The 24,666-nt window shown below is 72.0% G+C and carries 18 protein-coding genes; 9 read left to right on the forward strand and 9 right to left on the reverse strand.

The annotated features are described in order from the left end of the window. Positions 1-10 precede the first annotated feature (10 nt). A complete protein-coding gene (locus KVT44_RS23490; protein ID WP_217568385.1) occupies positions 11-2,986 on the reverse strand; it encodes a helix-turn-helix transcriptional regulator in 2,976 nt (991 codons plus the stop codon). A gap of 774 nt (positions 2,987-3,760) precedes the next feature. Continuing rightward, a complete protein-coding gene (locus KVT44_RS23495; RefSeq protein ID WP_217568386.1) occupies positions 3,761-5,326 on the reverse strand; it encodes an MFS transporter in 1,566 nt (521 codons plus the stop codon). 97 nt (positions 5,327-5,423) lie between these two features. Between KVT44_RS23495 and KVT44_RS23500 the strand changes: the two genes are divergently transcribed. Next, positions 5,424-6,011, forward strand: coding sequence for a TetR/AcrR family transcriptional regulator (locus tag KVT44_RS23500; protein ID WP_217568387.1), 588 nt, complete (start codon positions 5,424-5,426; stop codon positions 6,009-6,011). A 4-nt stretch (positions 6,012-6,015) separates the two neighbouring features. Here the strand turns inward: KVT44_RS23500 and KVT44_RS23505 are convergent, their stop codons facing one another. Continuing rightward, positions 6,016-7,212: an MFS transporter gene (locus tag KVT44_RS23505; protein ID WP_217568388.1), complete on the reverse strand. Its 1,197-nt coding sequence runs from the start codon at positions 7,210-7,212 to the stop codon at positions 6,016-6,018. Between the two features lie 47 nt (positions 7,213-7,259). Here KVT44_RS23505 and KVT44_RS23510 point away from each other — a divergent pair, with 47 nt between their 5' ends. After that, positions 7,260-8,672 (forward strand): PLP-dependent aminotransferase family protein, encoded by a 1,413-nt coding sequence (locus tag KVT44_RS23510; protein ID WP_217568389.1) that lies wholly within the window; start codon positions 7,260-7,262, stop codon positions 8,670-8,672. On the opposite strand, the gene KVT44_RS23515 is transcribed toward KVT44_RS23510, so the two are convergent. Both KVT44_RS23515 and KVT44_RS23520 read right to left on the reverse strand, forming a co-directional pair. After that, entirely contained in the window at positions 8,669-9,913 is a 1,245-nt protein-coding gene (locus KVT44_RS23515) for a winged helix-turn-helix domain-containing protein (RefSeq protein WP_217568390.1), read from the reverse strand. The two genes, KVT44_RS23510 and KVT44_RS23515, sit on opposite strands and share 4 nt — an antisense overlap. A gap of 96 nt (positions 9,914-10,009) precedes the next feature. Continuing rightward, on the reverse strand, positions 10,010-11,230 hold the full coding sequence (locus KVT44_RS23520) for a CdaR family transcriptional regulator (protein ID WP_254649788.1): 1,221 nt from the start codon (positions 11,228-11,230) through the stop codon (positions 10,010-10,012). 268 nt (positions 11,231-11,498) lie between these two features. On the opposite strand from KVT44_RS23520, the gene KVT44_RS23525 reads away from it, so the two are divergent. The 3 genes from KVT44_RS23525 (at position 11,499) to KVT44_RS23535 (ending at position 15,060) form a co-directional block, all read left to right on the forward strand. Further along, entirely contained in the window at positions 11,499-12,425 is a 927-nt protein-coding gene (locus KVT44_RS23525; RefSeq protein WP_054234566.1) for a proline dehydrogenase family protein, read from the forward strand. Between the two features lie 37 nt (positions 12,426-12,462). Beyond that, positions 12,463-14,103, forward strand: a complete 1,641-nt coding sequence (pruA, locus tag KVT44_RS23530; RefSeq protein WP_054234565.1) for an L-glutamate gamma-semialdehyde dehydrogenase — start codon at positions 12,463-12,465, stop codon at positions 14,101-14,103. A gap of 93 nt (positions 14,104-14,196) precedes the next feature. Next, a complete protein-coding gene (locus tag KVT44_RS23535; protein ID WP_217568392.1) occupies positions 14,197-15,060 on the forward strand; it encodes an alpha/beta fold hydrolase in 864 nt (287 codons plus the stop codon). A 31-nt stretch (positions 15,061-15,091) separates the two neighbouring features. Here the strand turns inward: KVT44_RS23535 and KVT44_RS23540 are convergent, their stop codons facing one another. From KVT44_RS23540 to KVT44_RS23550, 3 genes are all read right to left on the reverse strand, one after another. Continuing rightward, complete coding sequence (locus tag KVT44_RS23540) at positions 15,092-15,298, reverse strand: DUF5988 family protein (RefSeq protein WP_217568393.1); 207 nt, start codon at positions 15,296-15,298, stop codon at positions 15,092-15,094. 156 nt (positions 15,299-15,454) lie between these two features. Next, on the reverse strand, positions 15,455-17,389 hold the full coding sequence (locus KVT44_RS23545; RefSeq protein ID WP_217568394.1) for a glycoside hydrolase family 97 protein: 1,935 nt from the start codon (positions 17,387-17,389) through the stop codon (positions 15,455-15,457). A 105-nt stretch (positions 17,390-17,494) separates the two neighbouring features. After that, entirely contained in the window at positions 17,495-18,451 is a 957-nt protein-coding gene (locus KVT44_RS23550) for a LysR family transcriptional regulator (RefSeq protein WP_099920511.1), read from the reverse strand. Between the two features lie 66 nt (positions 18,452-18,517). Between KVT44_RS23550 and KVT44_RS23555 the strand changes: the two genes are divergently transcribed. Further along, on the forward strand, positions 18,518-19,960 hold the full coding sequence (locus tag KVT44_RS23555) for a DHA2 family efflux MFS transporter permease subunit (RefSeq protein WP_217568395.1): 1,443 nt from the start codon (positions 18,518-18,520) through the stop codon (positions 19,958-19,960). A 206-nt stretch (positions 19,961-20,166) separates the two neighbouring features. Then, positions 20,167-20,295 carry a hypothetical protein gene (locus tag KVT44_RS60080; RefSeq protein WP_097286358.1) on the forward strand — a complete coding sequence of 43 codons (129 nt, stop codon included), beginning with the start codon at positions 20,167-20,169 and terminating at the stop codon, positions 20,293-20,295. A 108-nt stretch (positions 20,296-20,403) separates the two neighbouring features. Here the strand turns inward: KVT44_RS60080 and KVT44_RS23560 are convergent, their stop codons facing one another. Beyond that, a complete protein-coding gene (locus KVT44_RS23560; RefSeq protein ID WP_099920509.1) occupies positions 20,404-21,972 on the reverse strand; it encodes a metallophosphoesterase family protein in 1,569 nt (522 codons plus the stop codon). A 142-nt stretch (positions 21,973-22,114) separates the two neighbouring features. Here KVT44_RS23560 and KVT44_RS23565 point away from each other — a divergent pair, with 142 nt between their 5' ends. Further along, positions 22,115-23,158, forward strand: a complete 1,044-nt coding sequence (locus tag KVT44_RS23565; protein ID WP_075031619.1) for a 3-isopropylmalate dehydrogenase — start codon at positions 22,115-22,117, stop codon at positions 23,156-23,158. Between the two features lie 265 nt (positions 23,159-23,423). Beyond that, the gene (locus KVT44_RS23570) at positions 23,424-24,512 is read left to right on the forward strand and encodes a branched-chain amino acid aminotransferase (RefSeq protein WP_217568396.1); all 1,089 of its coding nucleotides are present in this window, start codon (positions 23,424-23,426) and stop codon (positions 24,510-24,512) included. The last annotated feature ends 154 nt before the right edge of the window (positions 24,513-24,666 follow it).

Below are 24,666 nucleotides of genomic sequence, written 5' to 3' on the forward strand. Positions count from 1 at the left end.
CGGGCCCCGGTCATGCGCGGGGGCCGTGGGGCGGCTCGACCAGCCCCTCCCGGTAGGCGATGGCCACGGCCTCGGTGCGGCCCGAGGCGCCCAGCTTGGCGAGGATGTTGGAGACGTGCACGCTCGCCGTCTTCCCCGTGATGAACAGTTCCTCGCCGATCTGACGGTTGGTACGGCCGCGCGCCAGCAGCCTCAGGACATCGCTCTCGCGGGCGGTCAGCGCCGGGACACGGTCCGCGGCGGACGGTGAGTCGGCGAGCCGACCGCGCCGGATCAGGGTGTCCAGCTCCTCGCGCAGCGGTACGGCGCCGAGCCGGACGGCGGTGTCGCGCGCCGCGCGGGCCCGCTCGACGGCCTCCTCCCGACGGTCCGCCACGAGCAGCGCCTCGGCCAACCGTCTTTCGCAGCGGGCCAGTTCATAGGGATCGCCGTAGTCGAACGCGGCGACCGCCTGCTCCCAGGCGGCCACCTCGGGACCCGAGCGCGCGCGCAGCCACTCCGCCTCGGCGCGGGCGAGCCAGGCCAGCCCCTCCGGGCCCTGCCGCGAGCCGTCCTCCCCCTTAGCGGCCGTGCTCCGGGCCACCTCCACCAGCTCGGTCGCTAGGTCCGCCCAGCGCCGGGCGCCCGCCTCGTCGCCGGTCAGACGCAGCTCGACGGCGGCGTCCGCGACCGCCGACAGAGCCAGCGCCGCGAGCCGCACACCGATGTCGGGCCGCTCGCTGCCGGAGCCGTCGCTGAGCGATGCGAGCGTCGCACGTACGGAGGCGACGGCGCCCTCGGGGTCGCCGCGCAGGGCGGCGGCGTCGGTCAGCACGATGCCCGCGACGAGTGTGGCCATCCAGTCGAACGGTCCGGCGAGCAGCGCGCGGGCCCGCTCGGCGGCCCCTTCCTCGCCGCGCGCCAGGGCGACGTACAACGCGGGCCCGACGGCGAAGCCGCCCGCCGGTGGCAGCCGTTCGGCATCGACGGCGGCGGCCCGCGCGCACTCGTCCCAGCGGCCCAGGGTGTAGAGGATCAGGGACTGGAGGTAGCGCAGCTCCAGCGCGTACGGGGAGGAGACGAGGCCGGAGCGGTTCGCCCGCTCGAGTCCCTCGGCGAGCCAGGTCAGGCACTCGTCCAGGGCCCCGGACTCGTAGGCCCCGATGGCGAGGTTGAACAGCGCGCGCATCTCGACGGATACATTGCCGGCGCGCCGGGCCAGGTCACGGGCCTGCCGAAGCCGCTCCCGGCCCTCGGCCGTACGCCGGTTGTGGTCCTCCAGACCGACCAGGGAGATGATCAAGTCGGCCTGGGCGTCGGTGAGTCGGAGCTCCTCGGCGGTGCGCAGCGCCTGCCGGGCGACGCGCTCGGCGTCCTCGTCGTGGCCCATGTACCGCGCGGCCATGGCATGGGTGGCCGCCGCCCACACCCAGGTGTGCGACGGGGGCTCGGCCGGGATCATGGCCAGTGCCTCGCTGCTGTAGGTGAAGGCGGCCTTCAGACTGTCGACGCGCATCAGATTGCCCGCGAGGGTGTAGCGGACGCGGGCGGCGAGCTCCGAGTCCGCGTCCGACCCCGCCCTGGCGAGTGCGGCGCGGGTGAGGGAGACCGCCCGGTGGGTCTCCCCGGCGTGCGCGGCGGCGGCGGAGGCGCGCAGGGTGAGCGTGACCGGGTCGCCGTTGCGGGGGCGGGCGCCGGGGTCCACGGCGGGCCACAGTTCGAGCGCGGCCTCCACGTGGTGCAGCTCCTCGGCGGGCGCGCCGACCCGCTGGGCGTGGTCGGCGGCTTCCAGCGAGGCGGTCAGCGCGTCCGCGAGATCGTGGCTCTCCCGCGAGTGATGGGCGCGCTCGGCCGCGCTCTCCGCCGTGTGACCGGGACCGGCGAGGAGTTTGGCGAACGCGCCGTGCAGCCGGACCCGCTCGCCGGGCAGCAGATCGGCGTAGACGGCCTCACGGGTGAGGGCGTGCCGGAAGGAGTACGTGGCGTCGTCGCCGGGGACCAGCAGCTGCCGTCCCACGGCCTCCCGCAACGCCGACTCCAGCTTGTCCTCGGGCAGTTGTACGGCGTCACGCAGCAGGTCGTGCTCGACGCGCCGCCCGGCGACCGCGGCCGTGCGCAGCACCTGCTGGGCGGTGTCGGAGAGTTGCTCGATCCGGATGAGGAGGAGGTCGGCGAGGCCGCTCGGCATGGCGGGCGCCGCCGGGTCGAGGTCGCCAGGCAGCGCGGCGAGCAACTCCTCCGCGTAGAAGGCGTTGCCCTCGGCGCGGTCGACGATGCGGCGGACGGTGGTGTCGGAGAGCGCGTCCGTCCGCAGGGCGCGCACCAGGCGGGCCACTTCGGCGTCGGCCATGGGGCGCAGTTCGAGCCGGTCCACGGAGGGGAGCCGGGCCAGTTCGGCGAGCAGGGGGCGCAGGGGGTGGCGGCGGTGCAGGTCGTCCGAGCGGTACGAGGCGAAGAGGGCGAGGTGGTGGGTGGGGGAGCCGGGGGTCGGGTTCTGCAGGACGCCTCGGCTGAGGAGGAAGCGCAGGAGGTCCCTCGATGACTGGTCCGCCCAGTGGAGGTCTTCGAGGACGAGGAGGAGGGGGGTGATGTCGGCGGCGTCCGCCAGCAGGCCGGCCACGCCCTCGAAGAGCCGCAGTCGGCTGACGGTGTCCGTGTCCGTCCCGCTGCCGGAGCCCAGCAGGCGGTCGACCGCCGGGTGTGCCGCGAGGGCGGCGGCGAACCGCTCGTCTCCGCCGAGCACGCCGAGGATCTCCGTGAACGGCAGATAGGGCAGGCCCACGTCGCCTAGGTCCACGCAGTGGCCGGTGAGCACCGTCATGCCGGTGCGCGTGGCGTGTGCGGCGGCCTCCGTCAGGACGCGGGTCTTGCCGACGCCGGCGTCTCCGGAGAGGACGACGGCGCGGGGGGTGCCTGCGCGGGCGCGGTCCAGCACGCCGGTGAGCCGGGCGAGTTCGTCGTCCCGGCCGATGAACGGCGTACCGGATGTCTGTGCCACGCCGCCCATCCTGACACGCCCCACCGACAACGCACCGCTCCCGTTCTCGCCCCCGCCGCCCCTACCCGTCCCATCCCCGGGGCTCCGCCCCCAGCCCCCTCACCGCCCTGAACGGCCTCGTCCTCAACCGCCGGACGGGCTGGGTGGTGTGGGCTCGGGGTGGGTGGGTTGAGCGGGGTGGGTGGGGTATCGGCCTTCGGCCTTGTCCTCAGGCGCCGGACGGGCTGGGTGGTGTGGGCTCGGGGTGGGTGGGTTGAGCGGGGTGGGTGGGGTATCGGCCTTCGGCCTTGTCCTCAGGCGCCGGACGGGCTGGGTGGTGTGGGCTCGGGGTGGGTGGGTTGAGCGGGGTGGGTGGGGTATCGGCCTTCGGCCTCGTCCTCAAGCGCCGGACCGGCTGGATGGCGTGGGCCAGGGCCGGGGCTTTCAGGGGCGCGGGGAACTGCGCGACTGGCCCCCACCGCCCGCAGACGAAACATTCAGGGAGGCAGGGGATCCGGGGCGTAGCCCCGGCCTGAGGGGCGCGGGGAACTGCGCGATCGGCCCCCACCGGCCTGCAGGCAAGGCACTTCGGGAGGCTGGGGGTCCGGGGCGTAGCCCCGCCCGAGGGGCGCGGGGAACTGCGCGATCGGCCCCGACCGGCCTGCAGGCAAAGCACTTTGGGAGGGCGGGGGTCCGGGGCGCAGCCCGGCCCGAGGGGCGCGGGGAACTGCGCGATCGGACCCCGCCCCCCGTAGTCGGAGCGCACAGCCGGGGTTCCAAGGGCGTAGCCCTGGTGAAGGGGTGTCAGGCGGGAGCCTGTTCGGAGTGGGGGGCCTCGGCCCTGACCTCCCGTACCCGTACGCGCCGCAACGTCGCAGACGCCACCCCCGCCGCCCCGAGCAACAACACCGCCCCCGCGATCGCCGCCGCCTGCATCCCACTGGTGAACGCCTCCCGCGCGGCCCGCACCAGCGCATCGCCCGCGCCGCCCGGCAACCGGTGGGCGACCGCCAGCGCGCCGCCGAGGGTCTCCCGGGCCGGCGCCGGGGCGCCGGACGGAATCTCGTGGCGGTAGACGGCCATACCGATGGACCCGAGGACCGCCATACCGAGCGCCCCGCCGAACTCGGCACCCGTCTCCAGCAGCGAGGACGCGGCGCCCGCGTTGCCGACGGGGGCGGTACCCAGCGCCAGATCCATCATCTGGGACATCACGGTGACGATCCCCGAGGCGAGGACTCCGGCCCCGGCGAGGACCAGCCACATCGAGTCGGTCCCGGTGAAGGCCAGCAGACCGTAGCCGCACGCGGCGAGGACGAAGCCGCCGGAGACGACGTGGGCGCGGTGGACACCCTTCTGCACCAGCTGCGCGGCGACCGGCGCGGCGACCCCGACCAGGACCGTCGGCAGCAGTGACCACAGCGCGGCCTCCATGGAGCTCTTGCCGAGGACCGACTGCAGGTACTGCGTGGTGAAGTACGCCGACCCCATCATCCCGAACGCGGAGACCAGGTTGAGCACGACGGCGGGCGCGAAGCCCCGGCCCCGGAACAACTCGGGTGAGATCAGCGGGGACTTGGCGGTGCGCTGCCGCTGGACGAAGAGCGCGGCGAAGACGAGACCGACGACGATCGAGGCGCCGTACTCGAACTTCCAGCCCTCGGACGGGATTTCCTTCACGCCGTAGATGACGGGCAGCACGGCGGCCATCGACAGCGGCACGCTGAGCAGGTCGAAACGGCCCGGTTCCGGGTTCTTGGACTCGGGGAGCAGGATCGGGCCGAGGACCAGCAGCAGCACCATCGCGGGCAGGTTGACGAGGAAGACCGAGCCCCACCAGAAGTACTCGACGAGGACACCGCTCATCACCGAACCGAGCGCGATACCGCCGGTCATGACGCCGGACCACAGACCGATCGCCTTCGCGCGCTGCCCGGGGTCGGTGAACATCGTGCGGATGATCGCCATCGTCGACGGCATGAGGGTGGCGCCACCGATGCCGAGGACCGCGCGGGCCGCGATCAGCATCTCGGCGCTGTCGGCGTAGGCGGCCATGACCGAGGCGGTGCCGAAGGCGGCGGCGCCGAGGAGGAGGAGCTTGCGGCGGCCTATGCGGTCGCCGAGCGAGCCCATCGTCATCAGCAGTCCGGCGAGCACGAACGCGTAGATGTCGAAGATCCACAGCTGCTGGGTGCCGCTCGGCTCCAGGTCCGCGCTGATCGCGGGGATCGCGAAGTAGAGGACCGAGACGTCCATCGAGACCAGGAGCAGCGGAAGCATCAGGACGCCGAGGGCGGTCCATTCGCGGCGGCCGGCGAGGCCTCCGCCGGGTGCGGGGGTGGTGCTCGTCGAGTGCTTCGAGTGCGTCATGACAGGGACTGTACGGACGTCTTAAACGCTTGTCTAGTACGCTTGTTTAAAACGAGCGTCTGGGACGGTTGTCTGTATCGGGGGTACGCTGATCGGCATGGGACACCGTGAGGATCTGCTCGAAGGCGCCAAGCGCTGCCTGCTGGAGAAGGGGTTCGTGCGCACGACGGCGCGCGACATCGTGAAGGAGTCCGGGACGAACCTGGCGTCCATCGGCTACCACTACGGGTCGAAGGACGCGCTGCTGACGCAGGCCTTCGTGGAGCTGGTGCAGGACTGGGGCGAGAAGTTCGCCCCTCACCAGGAGCACGAGGCCACGCCCGGGGGTTCCGTGGAGCGGTTCCACAGCGTGTGGGCGCGGATGCTGGAGTCCTTCGAGGAGTTCCGGCCCGTCTGGGCCGCCAGCATGGAGATCGTGACGCAGGGGGAGCGGGTTCCGGAGCTGCGGAATCTGATGGCGAAGGCGCAGATCGAGGGACGGTCCGGGCTCGTCGCGATGCTCACGGGCCTGGACGAGGAGACGCTCGACGAGCGCACCGTCCAGTCCCTCGGCGGCTTCTACCAGGCGCTGCTCAACGGTCTGATGGTGCAGTGGCTCTTCGACCCGGCGAGCGCCTCCACGGCGGACGACCTCACGGAGGGGCTGCGACGGGTGATCGAGGGGGCGACCGAGCCGCGGAACTGAGGCGTCACCCGGCCACGACTCCGGTCGGCGTGGCGCCGGACCCGCGATCGGCTCGCGCATCGCGGTACGCCGGGATCAGCGCCACCAGCATCATTACGGCGGTGACGGCGAAGGCCGACGGATACCCCGTCACCCCGGCCAGCACGCCGAAACCCGCCGCGCCGACGCCCATGCCACCGTCGTACGCGATGTTCCACAGCGCGGTGACGGTGCCGTATCCGGAGGCCGGGACGCGCGCGTACATCAGGGTCAGCGTGGCGTTCTGGGCGATGCCGAAGCCGGTGCCGAAGACCGCGACCCCGACGAGGACCGCGACGGGACTGCCGGTCACCGCCGTGATCGACAGGCCCCCGGCCGAGAGGACCAGGCCGGGCACCAGGAGTCGCGCGGGCCCGTGCCGGTCGCCGTACCGCCCCGCCGCCCAACGGGCCGCGGTCGACGCGGCCGGCTGCACGAAGAGGGCCACGGCGACGACCGTGCCGTACGCGGCCGGGACCGCCAGCGGCAGGAACGTGACGACGATCCCGGCGGCGAGGGCGGTGGTCGCGAAGACGGCCCCGGGCCGCATCAGACCACCGGTGCGCAGCCCGGCCAGCACCCCCACCGGTTTCCCGGACGTCGGCTCCCGGTCCGGCAGGCCCGGTACGGCGACGATCGCGGCCAGCGCCGCCACACCCGCGGCCACGGCGACCGGCCCGTACCCGGCGTGCGCGGCGAGCCACACGCCGAGCGGCAGCGCGATCAGCGACGGCACTCCTGAGACCACGCCCACCAGCGCGAGGCCCTCCCCGCGCCGCTCGGCCGGAATGAGCGTCGCGGTGAGCGCGCCGCCCGCGACGAGCGTGAGCGCGAAGCCGAGGCCGCGGACGAGACAGACCGTCACGATCCACGCCATGCCGTCGGAGGCGGTCAGGACCAGCGCGGGAGCGCCGAGCAGGGTGAGCCCGGTGATCAGCGCGACCCGGTAGCCGTAGCGGGCGACCAGGCGGGGAGCGGCCAGTTCGCCCAGGACCGTGGAGAGCATCAGGGCGCCGGTGGCCAGGCCCGCGCCCGACGCCGTGGCGTAGCGGGGCACGACCGACAGGAGCAGGAAGAAGCTCGCCGAGGCGCCGACCATGCTCACGAAACGGAGCAGCAGGGGGCGGGTGAGGAGAGGGGGCCTCGAAGCTGCCGCCGGGACGCGGGGCGCGGTCGTTGTCATGGGAACGACGCTAGGCAGCTGCCGGCCCCCCGGTAAGCTCCAATTCCATGCCGTTGCAGTGGGCCGGTCTGTCACCCGAACTGCTCCTGTCCGTCGACCGGGAGAGCGGCGAGCAGCTGCGCACCCAGCTCGAACGGCAGCTGCGGGACGCGATCCGCACGGGCCGCCTCGGCGCCGGCGAGCGGCTGCCCTCCTCGCGTGAACTCGCCCGCGAGATGGGGCTGTCCAGGGGCCTCGTCCAGGACTGCTACGCCCAACTCCAGTCCGAGGGCTACCTCGTGACACGCGTCGGCTCGGCCACCCGGGTCGCGGCGTGCGCCCACGTACCGCCCGCGCCCGCACCGAACCGGAGCGCGCCCGAGCGGCTGATCGCCGACTTCCGGCACGGCGTGCCGGACCTGACCGGCTTCCCGCTCTCCGACTGGCTCTGGGCGCTGCGCGAGGCGGGCCGCACCCTGCCGACCGCGGACCTCGACTACGGGGATCCGCGCGGGAGTTGCGTGCTGCGCGAGGTCGTCGCCGGATATCTGCGCCGGGTGCGTGCCGCCGCGGCCGACCCCGAACGGATCGTCGTCTGCTCCGGCTACGCGCAGGGCCTCGGCCTCACGCTGGAGAGCCTGGCCGGGGCGGGGGTGCGTGTCGTGGCGTACGAGGACCCGGGCGCTCCCGCCACGGTGACGGCGGCCGCGGCCGCGGCGGGTCTCATGGCGGTGCCCGTCCCGGTCGACGAGCAGGGCATCGACGTACGGGCGCTGGAGGCGACCGGGGCACGGGCCGTCGTCGTCACCCCCGCCCACCAGTGGCCCACCGGTGTCGTCCTCGCGCCCGAACGCCGGCTCAAGCTGATCGAGTGGGCGACGCGGCGGGACGCGTACGTCGTCGAGGACGACTACGACGCGGAGTTCCGCTACGACCGTGAACCCGTCGGAGCCCTGCACGGACTGGCCGCCGACCGGGTCGTCTCCATCGGCACCGTCAGCAAGTCCCTCGCCCCGGCGCTGCGCATCGGCTGGCTGCTCTGCCCGCCCGCGCTCGCGGCCCCGATCACGGCGACCAAGCTGCGCACCGACCGCGGCTCCCCGACCCTCGACCAGCTCGCCCTCGCCCGCCTCGTCGAGTCCGGCCGCTACGACCGCCATCTGCGGCGCATGCGCACGACCTATGCGGCCCGGCGTACGGCCCTGGTCACGGCCCTCGCCGCACACGCTCCGGAGGTCCGGCTGACGGGTCTGGCGGCCGGGTTCCACGCCGTCGCGCACCTGCCCGGCACGGACGCGGCCGCCGAACGGGCCGTCATCGACGGGGCGCGCGCACGGTCCGTCGGCCTGTACGGGATGAGCGCCTGTCGCTCGAACCGGGCGACGGCGCCGCCCCAACTCGTCCTGGGCTTCGGTGACGTGGGGGAACGCGCGATCACGGAGGGCATCGCGACGATCGGCGACCTGCTCGTGGCGGGCTAGGACCGGCGCAGGGCCGCGCGCCAGGGTTCGGGTACCGTCTCGCCGTACTCGACGTCGGTGGCTCCCACGAGGGTCGCCAGGTCGGCGAGTTGCCCGGTGACGGCCTTGCGCAGGGCCACCGTCGGTCTGACGTCGGGCTCCAGGTAGAGGCCCTCGACCAGCAGGGTGCCCCGGTTCCGGTCGCGACGGGGCGAGATACGGCCGACCAGGCGGTCCTCGTGCAGGATCGGCAGCAGGTAGTAGCCGTACTCCCGTTTGGCCTTGGGCACGTACATCTCGTTGCGGAAGGCGAAGCCCCACAGGCGTTCGGTCAGGCGCCGGTCGCCCACGAGGTTGTCGAAGGGGGAGAGCAGCGCGGTGCGCCCGTGCCAGTCACCGGCGCGGATCGCCTCCAGCTCGGCCATGGCGTCGACGTGCACGTACCACGTCTCGGTGGCCGAGGTCGCCCCCTCCACCCGTACGGGTATGACGCGACCCTCCTTCGTGAGAGTACGCAGCACCTCGGCCAGGCCGTCGTACTTGCCCCGCAGGAAGTACTGCTTGATGTCCAGGGGACGGGCGACGCCGAGGGCGCGCAGGGTGTGCTCCGCGGCCGTGGTCACCATCTCGCGCGCCGACACCGCGACCCGGTCGGCGCCGGGCGGCAGACAGGCGTCCGGGAGGCCCCACAACCGCCGGCCCGCCTCGCGCCCCGCGACCATGATCCGGCCCTGAAGCCACAGGAACGTCAGCATCCGCTCGACGTTGCGGCCCGCGGTCCAGCCGCTGGAGGGCCACTCCATGACCGAGCGGTCCTCGAAGGCGTCGGTGGGCAGCGGGGTGCCTTCGGTGAGCCGGGTGAGGATGTGCTCCAGGAGCCCTTCGTTGGCGTCCATCCAGACCTTGGTCAACGACAGGTTCTTCGGGGGATAGGCGTCCATCGACACCCGGTGGATCGGATAGTCCTCGGTGAGCACCAGGGCCGCGGCGTGGGCCCAGTACTCGAACAGCCACCGCTCCTCCCACCACAACGCGCCGAGATGCGAACCGGCCCCCGCCCCGAGGCGGCTCCACACCACGAGCTCATGACTCGGCGCCACGACGCTGATGGGGTCCAACTGCAGATAGCGCAACGACCGCAGAACGGCCCGCAGCCCCTCCCCGTCACCCGGCGGACGCACCCCGCCGAGCCACTGCCGCGTCAGCGCGAGCCGACGCGCCTCCACCTGGCTGATGGTCAACTTCTGCTGAGACGTGGGCATTCCGGGTCCCCCTACTCCCTGCGCGGCGCACCGTCGCCCGAGCCCGCGGCGCGCGTTTCGACGGCACACCCTACGGCTGATCGTCGCGCGCGGGCATCACAGTCGCGCCCCCTTCAACGCCATGTGCAGCAGCAGGCGGTCCTCGCCGTCGTCCAGGTCGAGGCCGGTCAGCTGCTCGACGCGGGACAGGCGGTAGTAGAGGGTCTGCCGGTGGATGCCCAACTCCGCCGCCGTACGCCCCGCCTGGCCCGCGCAGTCGAGGAACACCTCGGCGGTGCGGGCGAGTTCGCGGTGCGCGGGGGAGAGGAGGGTGCGGACGGCGGGGTCGTGGGCCGCCTCCGGGGGGAGGGCCGTGAGGAGGCGGAACGGGCCGATGGAGGCCCACTCGGCGACCGGGCCGAGGCGGGGCTCCGCGAGGACCGCGCGGGCGGCGGCGGACGCCTCTTGCCAGGCCGCCCCCAGCTCGGCGAGGCCCACCCGGGCACCGGCGACTCCGGCGGCCACGGCCGTCCCGGCACCCTTCGCCGTTCCGGAAGTCCCGGAAGCCGATGAAGGCCGGGGCGCCGCCGTTCCCTGCCCGCCCCCGCGCTCCCCGTCCGCCTCCCGTACGAAGCGTGTCGCCGCCGTGAGTGCCGGAGTCAGTACGTCCGCCGAGCGCAGCCGTACGAGAAGGGCCAGGCTCTGGCCGGTGGTCCCCCACGGCACCGTGCACAGCGCGGTCGCGCCCGGCACCGTACGGACCGAAGGGGCGTCGTCCGGGTCGGCGGAGGGCCAGGGGGCGACGCACACCACCGCGTGCAGGCCGTCGCCGCGCGGGCCGAGGGCGGTGCGCAGCTCGGCCACCGCCATGTCCCGCTGCCAGCCGCGCTCGGCGGTGAGGACCGCCCGCAGCTCGCGGGTGAGGTCCGCGCCCGCCTGTGCCTCGTCCGCGAGCAGGTCGCCGATGCGGGCGGCGACCTCCATCGCCGCGGAGAGCTGTGCCTCGGACGGTCCGGGGTCGTCCTCCAGCAGCCAGACATAGCCGAGGACGACACCCCGATGGCGTACCGGCAGACAGATCCGGCCCCGGTACACGCCCGCCTCCGGGGTGGGCGGGATGTGCACGGGGGCCGTCGCGCGTGTGATGCCGAAGCCCTCGAACCAGGTACGGACCGCCGCCGTGGAGCGACGGGTGAGGATCGAGCGGGTCCGCACGGGGTCCAGGGCCGACGGGTCGAGCTCGCCCTCGCTGTCGTAGGCGCCGAAGGCGATCAGCTCGAAGTCCCGGTTCTCCAGCGTGGCGGGCACGCCGAGGAGCGCCGAGATCTCGTCGACCAGCTCCTGATAGCCGCCGTGGTCGCCACGGTGATCTCGGTGCTCCCTGTGATCCCGGTGCTCTCTGTGATCCCTGGGTTCGTCGCTCACCCGGGCATTCTCCCGCAATTCCGCAGCCCTTCATACATCTGTCTGAGATCCAGGGCACGGATGCGTGACAGCTGTCGATGGCTCAGGATCGGAGGGATCCTTAGGTTTCACGGTGGTTCTCCGTGCCGTACCCGAATGGTCGGGATACGGCCTTCTGCTCGCCTTGTTGTGGAGGTGCCCCGTGCTGGGTCCCGTGATTCTCGCCGCGTCGCGCAGCGACCGGATGCGCCGCTTCGTGTCGGCCGCCCCCGGCACCAAGCAGGTGGTCGCCCGCTTCATCGCCGGTGAGAGCGTCGACCAGGTCGTTCCGGTCGTCCAGGACGCCGTCGCCAAGGGCCTGGAAGTCACCCTCGACGTCGTCGGCGAGGACATCACCACCCGCGAGCAGGCCTTCGCCGCCCGGGACGCGTACCTGGAGCTCATCGAGCACCTGAAGGAGCTGGACCTCGGCACCAAGGCCGAGATGTCGATCAAGCTGTCGATGTTCGGACAGGCGCTGGAGGGCGGCCACGAGCTGGCCCTCGCCAACGTGCGCCCCGTCGTCGAGGCCGCCGCCGCCATCGGCACCACCGTGACCCTGGACGCCGAGGACCACACCACCCTCGACTCGATGTTCGCCATCCACGAGGAGCTGCGGAAGGACTTCCCCCGGACCGGCTGCGTCATCCAGGCCTACCTGTACCGCACCGAGGCCGACGCCCGCCGCCTCGCCGCGAGCGGCAGCCGCGTCCGCCTGGTGAAGGGCGCCTACAAGGAGCCCGCCGAGGTCGCCTACCAGGACAAGGCCGAGACCGACAAGGCGTACGTCCGCGTCCTGCGTGTCCTGATGGAGGGCGAGGGGTACCCGATGATCGGGTCCCACGACCCGCGCCTCATCTCCATCGCGCAGGAGCTGGCGCGCAAGGCCGGGCGCAAGCTGGACGAGTACGAGTTCCAGATGCTGTACGGCATCCGGAGCGAGGAGCACCTGCGGCTCGCCGCCGAGGGCCACCGCATGCGGGTGTACACCGCGTACGGCACCGACTGGTACGGCTACTTCATGCGCCGCCTGGCCGAGAAGCCGGCCAACCTCCTCTTCTTCGCACGCTCGATCCTCACCAAGGGCTGAGCCCGAACCACCCGCTCACTAAGGAGTTACGGAACCCATGGACGCTGTGACCCAGGTCCCCACCCCCGTCAACGAGCCGGTGCACGGCTACGCCCCCGGTTCGCCCGAGCGCGCCCGCCTGGAGGCCAAGCTCAAGGAGCTGGCGGAGAACCCGATCGAGCTGCCGATGACCATCGGCGGCGAGAAGCGGCTCGGCGGCGGTGAGCGCTTCGAGGTCGTGCAGCCGCACAACCACAAGGCCGTCATCGGCACCGGCGCGCACGCCACCCAGCAGGACGCGCAGGACGCCATCGACGCGGCCCTCGCCGCCGCGCCCGCCTGGCGCGCGATGTCCTTCGACGACCGCGCCGCGATCATCCTGCGCGCCGCCGAGCTGCTGGCCGGCCCCTGGCGCGAGACGCTGGCCGCCTCCACCATGCTCGGCCAGTCGAAGACCGCTCAGCAGGCCGAGATCGACTGCCCCTGCGAGCTCGTCGACTTCTGGCGCTTCAACGTCGCCTACGCCCGCCAGATCCTCGCCGAGCAGCCCCCGGCCAACTCGCCGGGCGTCTGGAACCGCCTCGACCACCGCCCGCTCGAAGGCTTCGTCTACGCGATCACGCCGTTCAACTTCTCGGCGATCGCGGGCAACCTGCCGACCGCGCCCGCGCTGATGGGCAACGTCGTGGTCTGGAAGCCGTCCCCGACGCAGACCCACGCCGCCGTGCTGCTCATGCGGCTCCTGGAGGAGGCCGGTCTGCCCAAGGGCGTCATCAACCTCGTCACCGGAGACGGCATCGAGGTCTCCAAGGTCGCCCTGGAGCACCGCGACCTCGCGGGCATCCACTTCACCGGGTCGACCAAGACCTTCCAGTACCTGTGGAAGACGGTCGGCAACAACATCGAGAAGTACCGCTCGTACCCGCGTCTGGTCGGCGAGACCGGCGGCAAGGACTTCCTGGTCGCGCACCCCAGCGCCGACCGCGCGGTCCTGAAGACCGCCCTGACCCGTGGTGCCTTCGAGTACCAGGGCCAGAAGTGCTCGGCCACCTCCCGCGCGTACATCCCGGCGTCCATCTGGAACTCCGGGTTCAAGGAGGAGTTCGCGGCCGAGGTCGACTACCTGACCATGGGTGACGTCACCGACCTCGCGAACTTCGTCGGCGCGGTCATCGACGAGCGCGCGTTCGCCAAGAACAAGGCGGCGATCGACCGGGCGAAGACCGACCCGGCCTGCACGATCGTCGCGGGCGGCTCGTACGACGACTCGGTCGGCTACTTCGTGCGCCCGACCGTCGTGGAGTGCTCGGACCCGGAGAACGAGGTCTTCAAGACGGAGTACTTCGGCCCGTTCCTCGCCGTGCACGTCTACGAGGACGAGACCGATGAAGGCTACGACGAGATGCTGACCCAGATGGAGTCGGCGTCCGACTACGCGCTGACCGGCTCGGTCGTCTCGGGCGACCGTGCGGCCGCCGCGTACACGATGGAGAAGCTCCGCTACGCCGCGGGCAACTTCTACATCAACGACAAGTCGACCGGCGCCGTCGTCGGCCAGCAGCCCTTCGGCGGCGGCCGTTCCTCCGGCACCAACGACAAGGCGGGCGCCCCGCAGAACCTGATGCGCTGGACGCTGACCCGCGCCATCAAGGAGACCCTGGTCCCGCCGACCGACTACACGTACCCGCACATGGGCTGATCAGCCCTTCCGAACCCGGGCCGGGAAGCCCGACCTCCGAGCAGGCTTCCCGGCCCGTCTCCATGTCCGGGCGTCCGCGGGCAGAATCTCCCCATGGCCCGGACGCGGAGTGAGACGGTCGAGACCGACGACGGAGTACGTCTGTGGGCGGAGCGGTCGGGTGAAGGCCCCCCGCTCGTGCTGTGCCACGGTGGCCCCGGCCTGTGGGACATGTTCGAGGACGTGGCCGGATCACTGACGGACCGGGCCGCCGTGCACCGCTGGGACCAGCGAGGTTGCGGACGGTCGGGGCCGTGCGCAGGGCCCTGGACGAGCGAGCGGTTCGTCGCCGACCTGGAGGCCGTACGGCGGCACTTCGGGCTGGAGCGGATGACGCTGCTCGGCCATTCGTGGGGCGCGCAGCTGGCGCTGAGCCATGCGCTGGCCCATCCCGAGCGGGTGAACGCGCTGGTCTATGTGAGCGGTACGGGGATCGGGCCCGACTCCGACTGGTTCGACGGCTTCAAGGCGAACCTCGTCGCCCGGCTCGGTGAGCGCCCCGAACGCCTGGCCCGCTGGCATGAGTTGACGGACCGTCCGGTTCGCTCCGAGGCGGAGGAACGGGAGCGTGCGGTGCTGCAGTGGTCCGCCGAGTTCGTGGACCGCGAGCGGGACCTGGAGCATGCCGGGCGGATGGCCGAGCGCTGGTTCGACATCAACACCGAGTGCAACAAGGCCTTCAACGCCGAGCGGAGGAGGACCTGGGGCACCCCGGAGCTGTACGCCGCCTGCCAAAGGCTCGACCTGCCCGTGGTCGTCGTCGACGGGGCGCTCGACATCCGGCCGCGCTCGGCGGTCGACTCTCTGGAGAGGGCGCTGCCCCGGGTGCGCCGGGTGATCCTGCCGGAGGCCGGGCACCTGCCGTGGGTCGAGGATCCGAGGGGTTTTCGGGAGGCGGTGATGGCGGCGTTGCGGTGATCCGCCGTCCCTCGCCGTGGCGGAGGTGGCGTTACCCGGCGAACTCCGTCCGCTCCCACCACTCGTACACGGGCAGCCTGCCCTCCGGCGTGTCCGCCTGCCGTGCGGTCGCCCTGAAGTGTTCGTATCCACCGCGCAACTCGATCTTCACGTCCGTTCCAGGAGGCGGGACCGGGACGATCCGCTCGGGCAGATCGTCCGGGCCGCCCTCGAGCAGTGCTTTGGTCGTGTCGCTCATGACGTCACCGTTCCCCCTGCCGGAGCCCGATGTCGCATGCCGCGCGGAGGATCAGTCGTGTGGGCGATCCGCTTCTCGGCCGTCGGCGGTCGCCGTGCACGAACGGCTCCCCCGACCCCGTTCGGGGCCAGGGGAGCGGCGGGTCGCTTCGGTGGGTCAGTTCTCGCAGGTCGTACGGCCTTCGCGCGTGCGACAGGCGAGCGCCGCGAAGCCGCCGTCCGCCACGACCGGTACGGTCAGCGTGCCGCCGCCCCGGACGACGCGCGTCTCGCGCACCAGGCCCGACGGACCGTCCGTCAGGGTCTCCACCAGCCAGCGGCCCGCACCCAGCCGCAGCGGTACGTCGACCGTGCGGGCCGCGCCCGTGAACGTGCCGCCGATGAACCACCGGCCGTCGGCGGCGCGCCGGGCGAGGACCGCCGAGCGGCCCGGATCGCCGGTCAGCAGCCGGGTCTGCTCCCAGCGGGCGGGAAGCTGCTCCAGATAGCGGCGGGCCTCGGGCCGCGCGTCGTACGACTCCGGGGTGCCGGAGAGGTTCTGGATCCCGGACTCGTACAGGACGCTCAGGCCCAGCTCACCCGCGTCCGAGGCGACGTTCGGGCGGTACGGGCGGTGGAAGGCGCCCGGGGTGAAGTCCATGGAGCCGATGACATTGCGGGTGAAGGGGAGCGAGGCCAACTGCTCCGCCGTGTTGTTGCGCTTCTCCTCGCCGCCGACACCCTCCATCGACATGACCTGCGGCCAGGTGCGCTGGATGCCCTTGGGGATCGTCGAGCCGTGGAAGTTCACCATGAGGTGGTGGCGGGCCGTGGACTCCAGCACGTCGTCGTACCAGCGCATCCGTTCCTGGGACTCCGAGTCCATGAAGTCGATCTTCACGCCCTTGACGCCCCAACGCGCCAGCGTGGAAAGCCACTTCTCGCGCTCGACGGGATCGGTCAGCAGGCTGTAGTGCAGCCAGACGTGGATGCCCACGCCCTTGGCCGCCGCGTAGCGCACCAGCTCCGGCATCCAGCTGTCCGTCTGCCACTGGGGATCGATCACCTCCCAGTCGCCGGTCTTGTAGTACCAGCCCGCGTCCACCACTTCGTACGGCCAACCGCGCTCGGCCGCGTAGTCCACGTACTTCTCCTGCGCGGCCAGGCTCTGCCCCGCCTCCTTGCCGCCCGCCAGCCAGGTCCACAGCGCCGGACCCGGCTTGATCCACGAGGTGTCGCGGACCCGGGACGCCGGGGCGAGGTCGTCGATGAACGTCGACTCGGTGACGGTCGCGAGATCACCGGTGACGATCGCGCGCCAGGGGGTGGTGAGCGGGCCGGTCGTCAGGATCGGCTCGTCGTTCCAGAGACTCAGCCCGTACGTCGACGAGTCCGCGGTGTGCGTCAGGTGGGCCCCCGCGTAGGTGCCGTCGACGTCCGACTCGGCGATCAGGGCGTAGTCGCCGTCAGCGGCGGCGCCGTTGCCCCCGTCCGTCCTGAACAGGCCCTGCATCATGTACGCGCCCGCCGGCGCCGCCGCCGCGGAGTCGTAGCGGGTGAAGCGGAGCTCGTTGTCGGCGCGGTAGCCACCGAGGAGGGCGTTCGCGCCGGTGGGGAGGGTGAAGGCGGAGGCCTCGCGCAGTACGTTGCCGTGGTTCTGCGGCAGGACGTAGCGGTAGGCGACGCCGTCGCGGGCGACCCGTGTCACCAGGTCGAGCCGGGCGCCGTCGGCGGTGCGGAAGCGGAAGCGGGCCTCGGTCATGCGGGCGACGCGGTCGTGGGACTTGCCGGTCGGGCTCGTGTAGTGCTCGGTGATCGTGCGTTCGGAGCGTCCGGTGAGGGTCAACCCCCGGGAGAAGTCGGTCTGTTCGGTGACGAGGCCGAGGGGGGAGGGCTCCAGGACCGTTCTGCCCTCGCGTCTCACGGCGAGCGTGGGATGTCCGTCGGACCGATCGAGCGCGACGACCGCCGTCGGTGAGCCCTGCGGCCCCCTCACCTCCCAGGCGGCCCGCGCCGTCCCCTCGGCGCGGGCGGGGAGCGCCGCCACCGCCGTGGCGAGCAGGGTGGAACAGAGCGTCAACACGATGGTGCGGGCCCGTAACTGGACCGACATCAGGAACCCTCCTTCTCGCAGTCATCACCTGTAGTCATCCGATGATTGTGAGAGTGAAGGTGCGCAATGGGCCTGTCAAGGCGTCCGACCGCATCAGAGATAGGATCAATTTTCGACGACGCGCCTGACCTCCTCCGCCACCCGCGCCAGCGCCCCCCGCAGCCACCGGTGCGCCGGATCCGTGTCCAGTCGTACGTGCCATGCCTGGCCCGTCGAGAACCTCGGCAGGTCCAGCGGGATCTCCAGCACCGCCAGCGGCATCCAGCGTGCCGCCTCCCGCGCGACCTCCGCCGGGACGAGCGCCAGGGCGTCGGTGCGCAGGACGAAGAAGCAGGCCGCGCCGAAGGTGGGGGCCGTCGCCAGGACGTCGCGGCGCAGGCCGAGCCCGGCGAGGTGTTCGTCCACCACGCTGTGCGCCCGGCCGCGCCGTGTCACCGTGATGTGCGGCAGCGCGGCGAACCGCTCCGGCGTCAGTGGCTCGCCCGCGAACTCCGCGCCGGCTCGCGCCACCGCCACCATCCGGTGTTCCCGCAGCGTCGAGGCGCGCACGTCGTGCGGCAGCGGGTCCGGCAACTCGCCCACGTCCAGGTCGACATGGGTGCGCAGATCCGCCGGGTCCTCCTCGCCCTCGGGCAGCAGCCGCAGCCGTACGCCGGGTGCCTCCCGGGCCACCAGTTCCAGCAGCGGGGCACCGAGGGACAGGGCGACCCCGTCGTTGGCGCGGATCCGGAACTCCCTTCGCAGGGAGGAGAGTTCGACATCGGCCGGCGGTCGCAGTGCCGCCAGCGCGCCCGCCAGGGCGGCCTGCACCCGAGGCTGCATCTCCCGCGCGCGGGGTGTCAGGGTCAGCCCCCGCCCCGACGGGACGAGGAGCGGGTCGCCGACCACCCGGCGCAGCCGCCCCAGGGTGCGGCTCATCGCCGAGGGGGAGACGTTCAGTTCGGCCGCCGCGCCCGCCACGCTGCCCGCGCGCAGCAGGGCGTCGAGGGCGGGCAGGAGGTTCATGTCGGGGAGGGGCGCGGTCAGCCCGGACCCGGACGACGCATGCGCTGAATGCTGCATGGGACGCAAGGCTACGTGAAGCAATCGGACCTTGTGCGCAGCAATGGGCGCCCCGAACCTGGACCCATGACGGATTCTCACCGGCGCGGCACCGCGACCGCGCTCCTCGTCGCGGGCTGCTTCTTCATGGAGATGCTGGACGGCACGATCGTGTCGACCGCGGCTCCGCAGATAGCCCGGGACCTGCACACCGCCCCCACTTCCGTGGGCCTGGTCATCACCGCCTACCTCGTCACCCTCGCCGTCCTCATCCCCCTCTCCGGCTGGCTCACCGCCCGCTTCGGCCCACGCCGGGTCTTCCTCACCGCGATCACGGTCTTCACCCTCGCCTCCCTGGGCTGCGCGTTCGCCCCGAACCTCGGCGCGCTCGTCGGCACCCGTGTGCTGCAGGGCGTCGGCGGCGCCATGATGGTGCCGGTCGGCCGGCTGGTCGTCCTGACCGGCACCGCCAAGCGGGAACTGCCGCGCATGGTCGCGTACATCGTGTGGCCCGGCCTCGTCGCCCCGGTGCTCGCGCCCCTGCTCGGGGGCCTGATCACCACGTACGCCTCCTGGCACTGGATCTTCCTGCTGAACGTGCCCCTCGGCGTGGTCGCCCTGCTCGTCGCGCACCGCCTGATCGCACCGGCCCCGCGGGACGAGACACCCCCGTTGGACCTCGTCGGCACCCTGCTCACCTGCACCGGTCTCGCCGCCCTGACCTGGACCGCGCACCTGCTCTCCGACCCGACCGGAGGTGCTCCGGCGCGGACGGTGGCGGTCGGCGCGCTCGCCGCCGTGGCGCTCACCGCGGCCGTACGGCATCTGCTGCGCACCCCGCACCCACTGGTCAACCTGCGCACCCTGGACGTCCAGTCCTTCCGCGCGTCGGCGCTCGACGGCTCGCTCTACATGGCGGTCGTCGCCGCCCTGCCCTTCCTCCTCCCGTTGCTCTTCCAGGAGGTGTTCGGCTGGAGCGCGGTGAAGTCGGGCGCGGTGGTGCTGTTCGTCTTCGTCGGGAACATCGGGGTCAAGCCCGCGACGACGTATCTGATCAACCGCTTCGGCTTCCGTCCGCTGCTGATCGTCTCCACGCTCGGGCTCGCGGTCACCACCGCGGCCTGCGCGCTGTTCACGCGGGGGACGCCGGTCGCGGTGATCGCGGTCGTCGCGGTGCTCTCCGGTGTCGCCCGTTCGGTCGGCCTCAGCGGCTACGCGACCATCGCCTTCAGCGAGACCCCGCCGGAGCGGCTGCGCGACGCCAACGCCCTCTTCGCGACCTCCCACCAACTGGCCGCGGGGCTGGGCGTGGCCGTCACCGCCGTCGCGCTTCGCGGGGGCGCGGCGCTGACGGACGGGACGCGCTCGGCGTATGCCGTCGCGTTCGTGGTGCTCGGCGTGCTGTGTCTCGTTCCGACGGCGGGCGCCCTGCGGCTGCACCCCGCGGCGGGCGATGCCGCGCGCACTGTTGTCCCAGCTCAGGGCCGTGTGACCCAATCCACCGTCTCAGATAGTAGGAAGTCCGAGTAACTGTGGAGACAGATGCCCCTTCCTCGCTTAGTTTTGTAGGAGCCGAACGTCTCGCTAGACCAAGCGAATGGCGGTCGTGAGCCGGAGCCCCTGGCAGGCAACCCCTGCGGCACCGCTCCCCGCCCCCGGCGTCTCGTATCCCTCCCTCATCGCACTTCCGGTGGTCCGTTCCGGGCCGCTTTCCGGAGGCAAGGAGTCGATTCATCATGGCCGAGACGACCGTCCGCCGAGTCCGCCACGTGTCCCGCACGAGCGAGTCCGACCGCAAGAACGCGGCCGCCGCCCTCCAGCGCGCCCTCGACCGCAGGGACAACGGCGGCGAGACGGGTCACTGACCCGCCCGCACCGCACCACCCCCATACCGGGAGCCGCACCCGCACGGGGTGCGGCGCGGGGTCCACGCCCCGCGCCGCACCCCGGAGTGCTCAGCCGCCGCCGTGTGCTCAGCGACCGCGCCGCACCTCGAAGTGGTCGATGCGCCTGCCGCTCTCCGCGAGCGCCGACACCTTGAGCCGGGGCGCCGTGCCCGCCTCCGCCTCCACCGAGAGGAAGGAGAAGCCGGCGTACCGCACCCGGGACCACTCCACCGTCTCCCGCTGCTGGTCCTGCGACTTGGTCCAGTGGAAGCTGCTCACCGACTCGTGGCGGCCGACGTGCCCCTCGTAGCTGTCCTTCACGCCCGACGGGAAGCCGTACAGATCCTTGCCGCCGCCGCCCGCGGTGACGTAGACGATCCCGTCCCGCGTCGGATCCGTCGAGCCGCCCACCGGCACCGCACGGCCCACCGCACCCTTCTTGACGGCGTCCGTCCGCTCGTACACGTGGTTGTGCCCGTTGATCACCAGATCCACCTGGTGCTTGGCGAACAGCGGCAGCCACGCCGCGCGCACCCCGCCGTCGGAGGCGTGCGCGGACGTCGAATAGGCGCAGTGGTGGAAGAAGACCACGATGAAGTCCACCGCCGCCGAGGAGCGCAGCTCGCCCAGCTTCCTGTCCAGCCACTTCGTCTGCTTCCCGCCCGTGTAGCCCTGGTTGGCGGGAATCTCGTACGACACGTCGTTCGCGTCCAGTGCCACGACGCCGACGTTGCCGTAGGTGAAGGAGTAGACGCCCGGTGCCGTCCGCGGGTCGAAGCCGCTGTCCGGGAGGGAGAAGCGGGCCGCCTGGCCGCCGTAGCCGTCCGGCGAGTACCAGGCCTCCATGTCGTGGTTGCCGGTCGTCACCATCCACGGCACCGACTTCGCCACCGGCTCGGTCTGCTTGAGGAACAGGTCCCAGTACCCGGGGTCGAACCCGTCCGACTTCTTGCCGCGCCCGGTCCCGTCCGCGTAGCAGATGTCACCCGCGTGGAGGTGGAAGGCGGGCTTCTGGCGCAGCAACACCTTGTCGTTGGCGAGCGCGGCCGAGCTGACGCCCTGGTCGCCGAAGGCGGTGAACACGAACTTCTCCGGGTTCGCGGGCGCCGTGCGGAAGGAGCCGACGGTCGACCTGTGCGCCGGTGAGGCCGGGTCGAAGCCGTCGTGGCCGACGCCGTAGTAGTACGTCGTGCCGGGCCGCAGACCGTCCAGGGCCGCGTGCACGTAGTACTGGTCCAGGGCCAGCCGTACGCCCGTGACCCCCGGCGTGTGCAGGGCGCGGACCTCGGCCCCGACCTTCCGGCTCAGCTGTCCGGGATGCGTGCCCACCCGCAGATACGGCCTCCGGACCGCGAGCGGCACCTGCCAGGAGACCCGCATCTGGGTCTTCGGGTCGGCGCCGAAGGCGAGGTGGCGGCCGAAGGGGGTGACGACGGAACCGTGCACCTGCCCGGTGACGCTCGTGCTCGGGGCGGAGCCGCGCGTCACCGTCCCCGACGGGGACGAGCAGCCGGCCAGCAGCCCGCCGGCCGCGAACGCACCCGCCGACACCAGGGCGCGGCGCCGCGTGAGCTTCGTACGCAGGTACTCGTACTGCTCGGCCATGCTCATCCGGCTCGCGAGCTGCTGCGGAATGCCGAAGTCGGGAAGGTCCATGCTGGTGAACTTCCCAGCACGTCCCAACGCCCGCCATACGTACGGGTGAACGCACGTCGACGAAACGCCCCGCGACACCCCGAGGATGTCCGGATGGCGGACACCTCGTGTCAATCCATGGGACACGGAGTACGGTGCCTTCATGTCTCGCAGCATCAATCTCGCAGTGATCCCCGGTGACGGCATCGGCCAGGAGGTCGTGGCCCAGGGGCTGAAGGTGCTCTCCGCCGTCCTTCCGCAGGATGTGAAGCTGGAGACCAAGGAGTTCGACTTCGGGGCCAAGCGCTACCACGCCACCGGTGAGACCCTCACCGAGGCCGACCTCGACGCCCTCAAGCAGCACGACGCGATCCTGCTCGGCGCGATCGGTGACCCCTCGGTCCCGTCCGGCGTCCTGGAGCGCGGCTTCCTGCTGAAGCTCCGCTTCGCCTTCGACCACCACGTCAACCTGCGTCCGTCGAAGCTCCTTCCGGGTGTCGCCACCCCGCTGGCGGGCCAGCCGGAGATCGACTTCGTCGTGGTCCGCGAGGGCACCGAGGGCCCGTACACGGGCAACGGCGGCACGATCCGCAAGGGCACCGAGCACGAGGTCGCCACCGAGGTCTCCGTCAACACGGCCTTCGGTGTCGAGCGTGTCGTCCGTGACGCCTTCGCCCGCGCCCAGGCCCGCCCGCGCAAGAAGCTGACGCTGGTCCACAAGAACAACGTGCTGACCTTCGCGGGTCACCTCTGGACGAACGTCTTCAACAAGGTGGCCGCGGAGTTCCCCGAGGTCACCACGGACTACATCCACGTGGACGCCGCGACGATCTACCTCGTCACGGACCCCGCGCGCTTCGACGTGATCGTCACCGACAACCTCTTCGGCGACATCATCACCGACCTTGCCGCAGCCGTCTCCGGCGGCATCGGCGTCGCCGCGAGCGGGAACATCAACCCCTCCGGCGAGTTCCCCTCGATGTTCGAGCCCGTGCACGGCTCGGCGCCCGACATCGCGGGCCAGGGCAAGGCCGACCCCAGCGCCACCGTCCTGTCCGTCGCCCTCCTGCTGCGCCACCTCGGCTACGAGGCCGAGGCCGCCCGCATCGAGGACGCCGTCTCGGCCGACCTCGCCGAGCGCGTGGGCAAGCCCGCCCGCAGCACCGAGGAAATCGGCGACGCGCTCGCCGTACGAGTAGCCGGCTGACCTGCCGCGCCACTTACCTCTCGTAGGAGCCGCCGGGTCGCATCCGCACCCGGCGGCTTTTCCTATGCCCTCGCCGGGTGCCACCATCAACAACCCCTGGGCAACCCCTGGGCCGTGTTCACCCCGTTTCGTCCATGGCTTCGCGCGCGCGATAATCGAACGCGGAGCCGCGGGAATGAGGGAATGCTCGGACGTCCTAGTACTGGCCACTGGCAGTACGGGCGTGAGCGCGGCCCGTCACACACAACCGGTGAAGGACAACCACATGACGACGCCCACGATCGAGCTCAAGCCCTCTTCGCAGCCCCGCTCCGCGGCGGAGCGCGAGGCGATCCTCGCCAACCCCGGGTTCGGCCGCCACTTCACCGACCACATGGTGACGATCAAGTGGACCGAGGGCCGCGGCTGGCACGACGGCCAGCTCGTCCCGTACGGCCCGCTCTCCCTCGACCCCGCGAACATGACCCTGCACTACGCGCAGGAGATCTTCGAGGGCCTCAAGGCCTACCGCCAGCCCGACGGCTCCGTCGCCACCTTCCGCCCCGACAAGAACGCCCGGCGCTTCCAGGCCTCCGCCCGTCGGCTCGGCATGCCGGAGCTGCCCGTGGAGACGTTCATCGAGGCCTGTGACGTGCTGGTCCAGCAGGACAGGGACTGGGTCCCCGCCCATGGCGGCGAGGAGTCCCTCTACCTGCGCCCGTTCATGATCGCGACCGAGGTCGGCCTGGGGGTGAAGCCCGCCAACGAGTACCTCTTCCTCGTCATCGCGTCCCCCGCGGGCGCGTACTTCGCGGGCGGCGTGAAGCCGGTGTCGATCTGGCTCTCCGAGGACCGTGTGCGCGCCGTCCCCGGCGGCATGGGCGACGCCAAGACCGGCGGCAACTACGCGGCCTCCCTCCTCGCCCAGGCCGAGGCCGCGGCGAAGGGCTGCGACCAGGTCTGCTACCTCGACGCGGTCGAGCACAAGTGGATCGAGGAGCTGGGCGGCATGAACCTGTACTTCGTGTACGGGGACAAGATCATCACCCCCTCCCTCACCGGCTCCATCCTGGAGGGCGTCACCCGCGACTCCCTCCTCACCGTCGCCCGCGACCTCGGCTACACCTCCGAGGAGGGCCGCGTCTCCATCGACCAGTGGCAGCGCGACGCGGAGAACGGCACCCTGACGGAGGTCTTCGCCTGCGGCACGGCCGCGGTCATCACCCCCGTCGGCACGGTCAAGCGCACCGATGCCGAGTGGCAGCAGTCCGGCGGTGAGCCCGGCGAGGTCACCGTGAAGCTGCGCGAGGCGCTCCTCGACATCCAGCGCGGCATCAGCGAGGACAAGCACGGCTGGATGCACCCGCTGGGCTAGGACGCTCCTCGCGCCTGTCGCGCCCCGCGCGCCCGTCGGTCCACGGCAACCCACGCCTCCCGCCGGTCCCTCTCTCCCCAACAGGAGTGCGGGGACCGGCGGTTCGTTCGACGCGTAGCGGCTCCGTGACACGGGTATCCACAGATTCCACGGG

It is taken from the genome of Streptomyces sp. GbtcB7 (genome assembly GCF_019091445.1).
Classification (GTDB): Bacteria; Actinomycetota; Actinomycetes; order Streptomycetales; family Streptomycetaceae; genus Streptomyces; species Streptomyces mirabilis.

What these genes read in the sequence shown, in the direction of transcription:
- KVT44_RS23490 (WP_217568385.1), bottom strand. Translation starts at nt 2,986, where the DNA reads ATGGGCGGCGTGGCACAGACATCCGGTACGCCGTTCATCGGCCGGGAC.
- KVT44_RS23515 (WP_217568390.1), bottom strand. Translation starts at nt 9,913, where the DNA reads ATGCCCACGTCTCAGCAGAAGTTGACCATCAGCCAGGTGGAGGCGCGT.
- KVT44_RS23510 (WP_217568389.1), top strand. Translation starts at nt 7,260, where the DNA reads ATGCCGTTGCAGTGGGCCGGTCTGTCACCCGAACTGCTCCTGTCCGTC.
- KVT44_RS23560 (WP_099920509.1), bottom strand. Translation starts at nt 21,972, where the DNA reads ATGGACCTTCCCGACTTCGGCATTCCGCAGCAGCTCGCGAGCCGGATG.
- KVT44_RS23540 (WP_217568393.1), bottom strand. Translation starts at nt 15,298, where the DNA reads ATGAGCGACACGACCAAAGCACTGCTCGAGGGCGGCCCGGACGATCTG.
- KVT44_RS60080 (WP_097286358.1), top strand. Translation starts at nt 20,167, where the DNA reads ATGGCCGAGACGACCGTCCGCCGAGTCCGCCACGTGTCCCGCACGAGC.
- KVT44_RS23570 (WP_217568396.1), top strand. Translation starts at nt 23,424, where the DNA reads ATGACGACGCCCACGATCGAGCTCAAGCCCTCTTCGCAGCCCCGCTCC.
- KVT44_RS23550 (WP_099920511.1), bottom strand. Translation starts at nt 18,451, where the DNA reads ATGCAGCATTCAGCGCATGCGTCGTCCGGGTCCGGGCTGACCGCGCCC.
- KVT44_RS23545 (WP_217568394.1), bottom strand. Translation starts at nt 17,389, where the DNA reads ATGTCGGTCCAGTTACGGGCCCGCACCATCGTGTTGACGCTCTGTTCC.
- pruA (WP_054234565.1), top strand. Translation starts at nt 12,463, where the DNA reads ATGGACGCTGTGACCCAGGTCCCCACCCCCGTCAACGAGCCGGTGCAC.
- KVT44_RS23495 (WP_217568386.1), bottom strand. Translation starts at nt 5,326, where the DNA reads ATGACGCACTCGAAGCACTCGACGAGCACCACCCCCGCACCCGGCGGA.
- KVT44_RS23565 (WP_075031619.1), top strand. Translation starts at nt 22,115, where the DNA reads ATGTCTCGCAGCATCAATCTCGCAGTGATCCCCGGTGACGGCATCGGC.
- KVT44_RS23500 (WP_217568387.1), top strand. Translation starts at nt 5,424, where the DNA reads ATGGGACACCGTGAGGATCTGCTCGAAGGCGCCAAGCGCTGCCTGCTG.
- KVT44_RS23505 (WP_217568388.1), bottom strand. Translation starts at nt 7,212, where the DNA reads ATGACAACGACCGCGCCCCGCGTCCCGGCGGCAGCTTCGAGGCCCCCT.
- KVT44_RS23535 (WP_217568392.1), top strand. Translation starts at nt 14,197, where the DNA reads ATGGCCCGGACGCGGAGTGAGACGGTCGAGACCGACGACGGAGTACGT.
- KVT44_RS23555 (WP_217568395.1), top strand. Translation starts at nt 18,518, where the DNA reads ATGACGGATTCTCACCGGCGCGGCACCGCGACCGCGCTCCTCGTCGCG.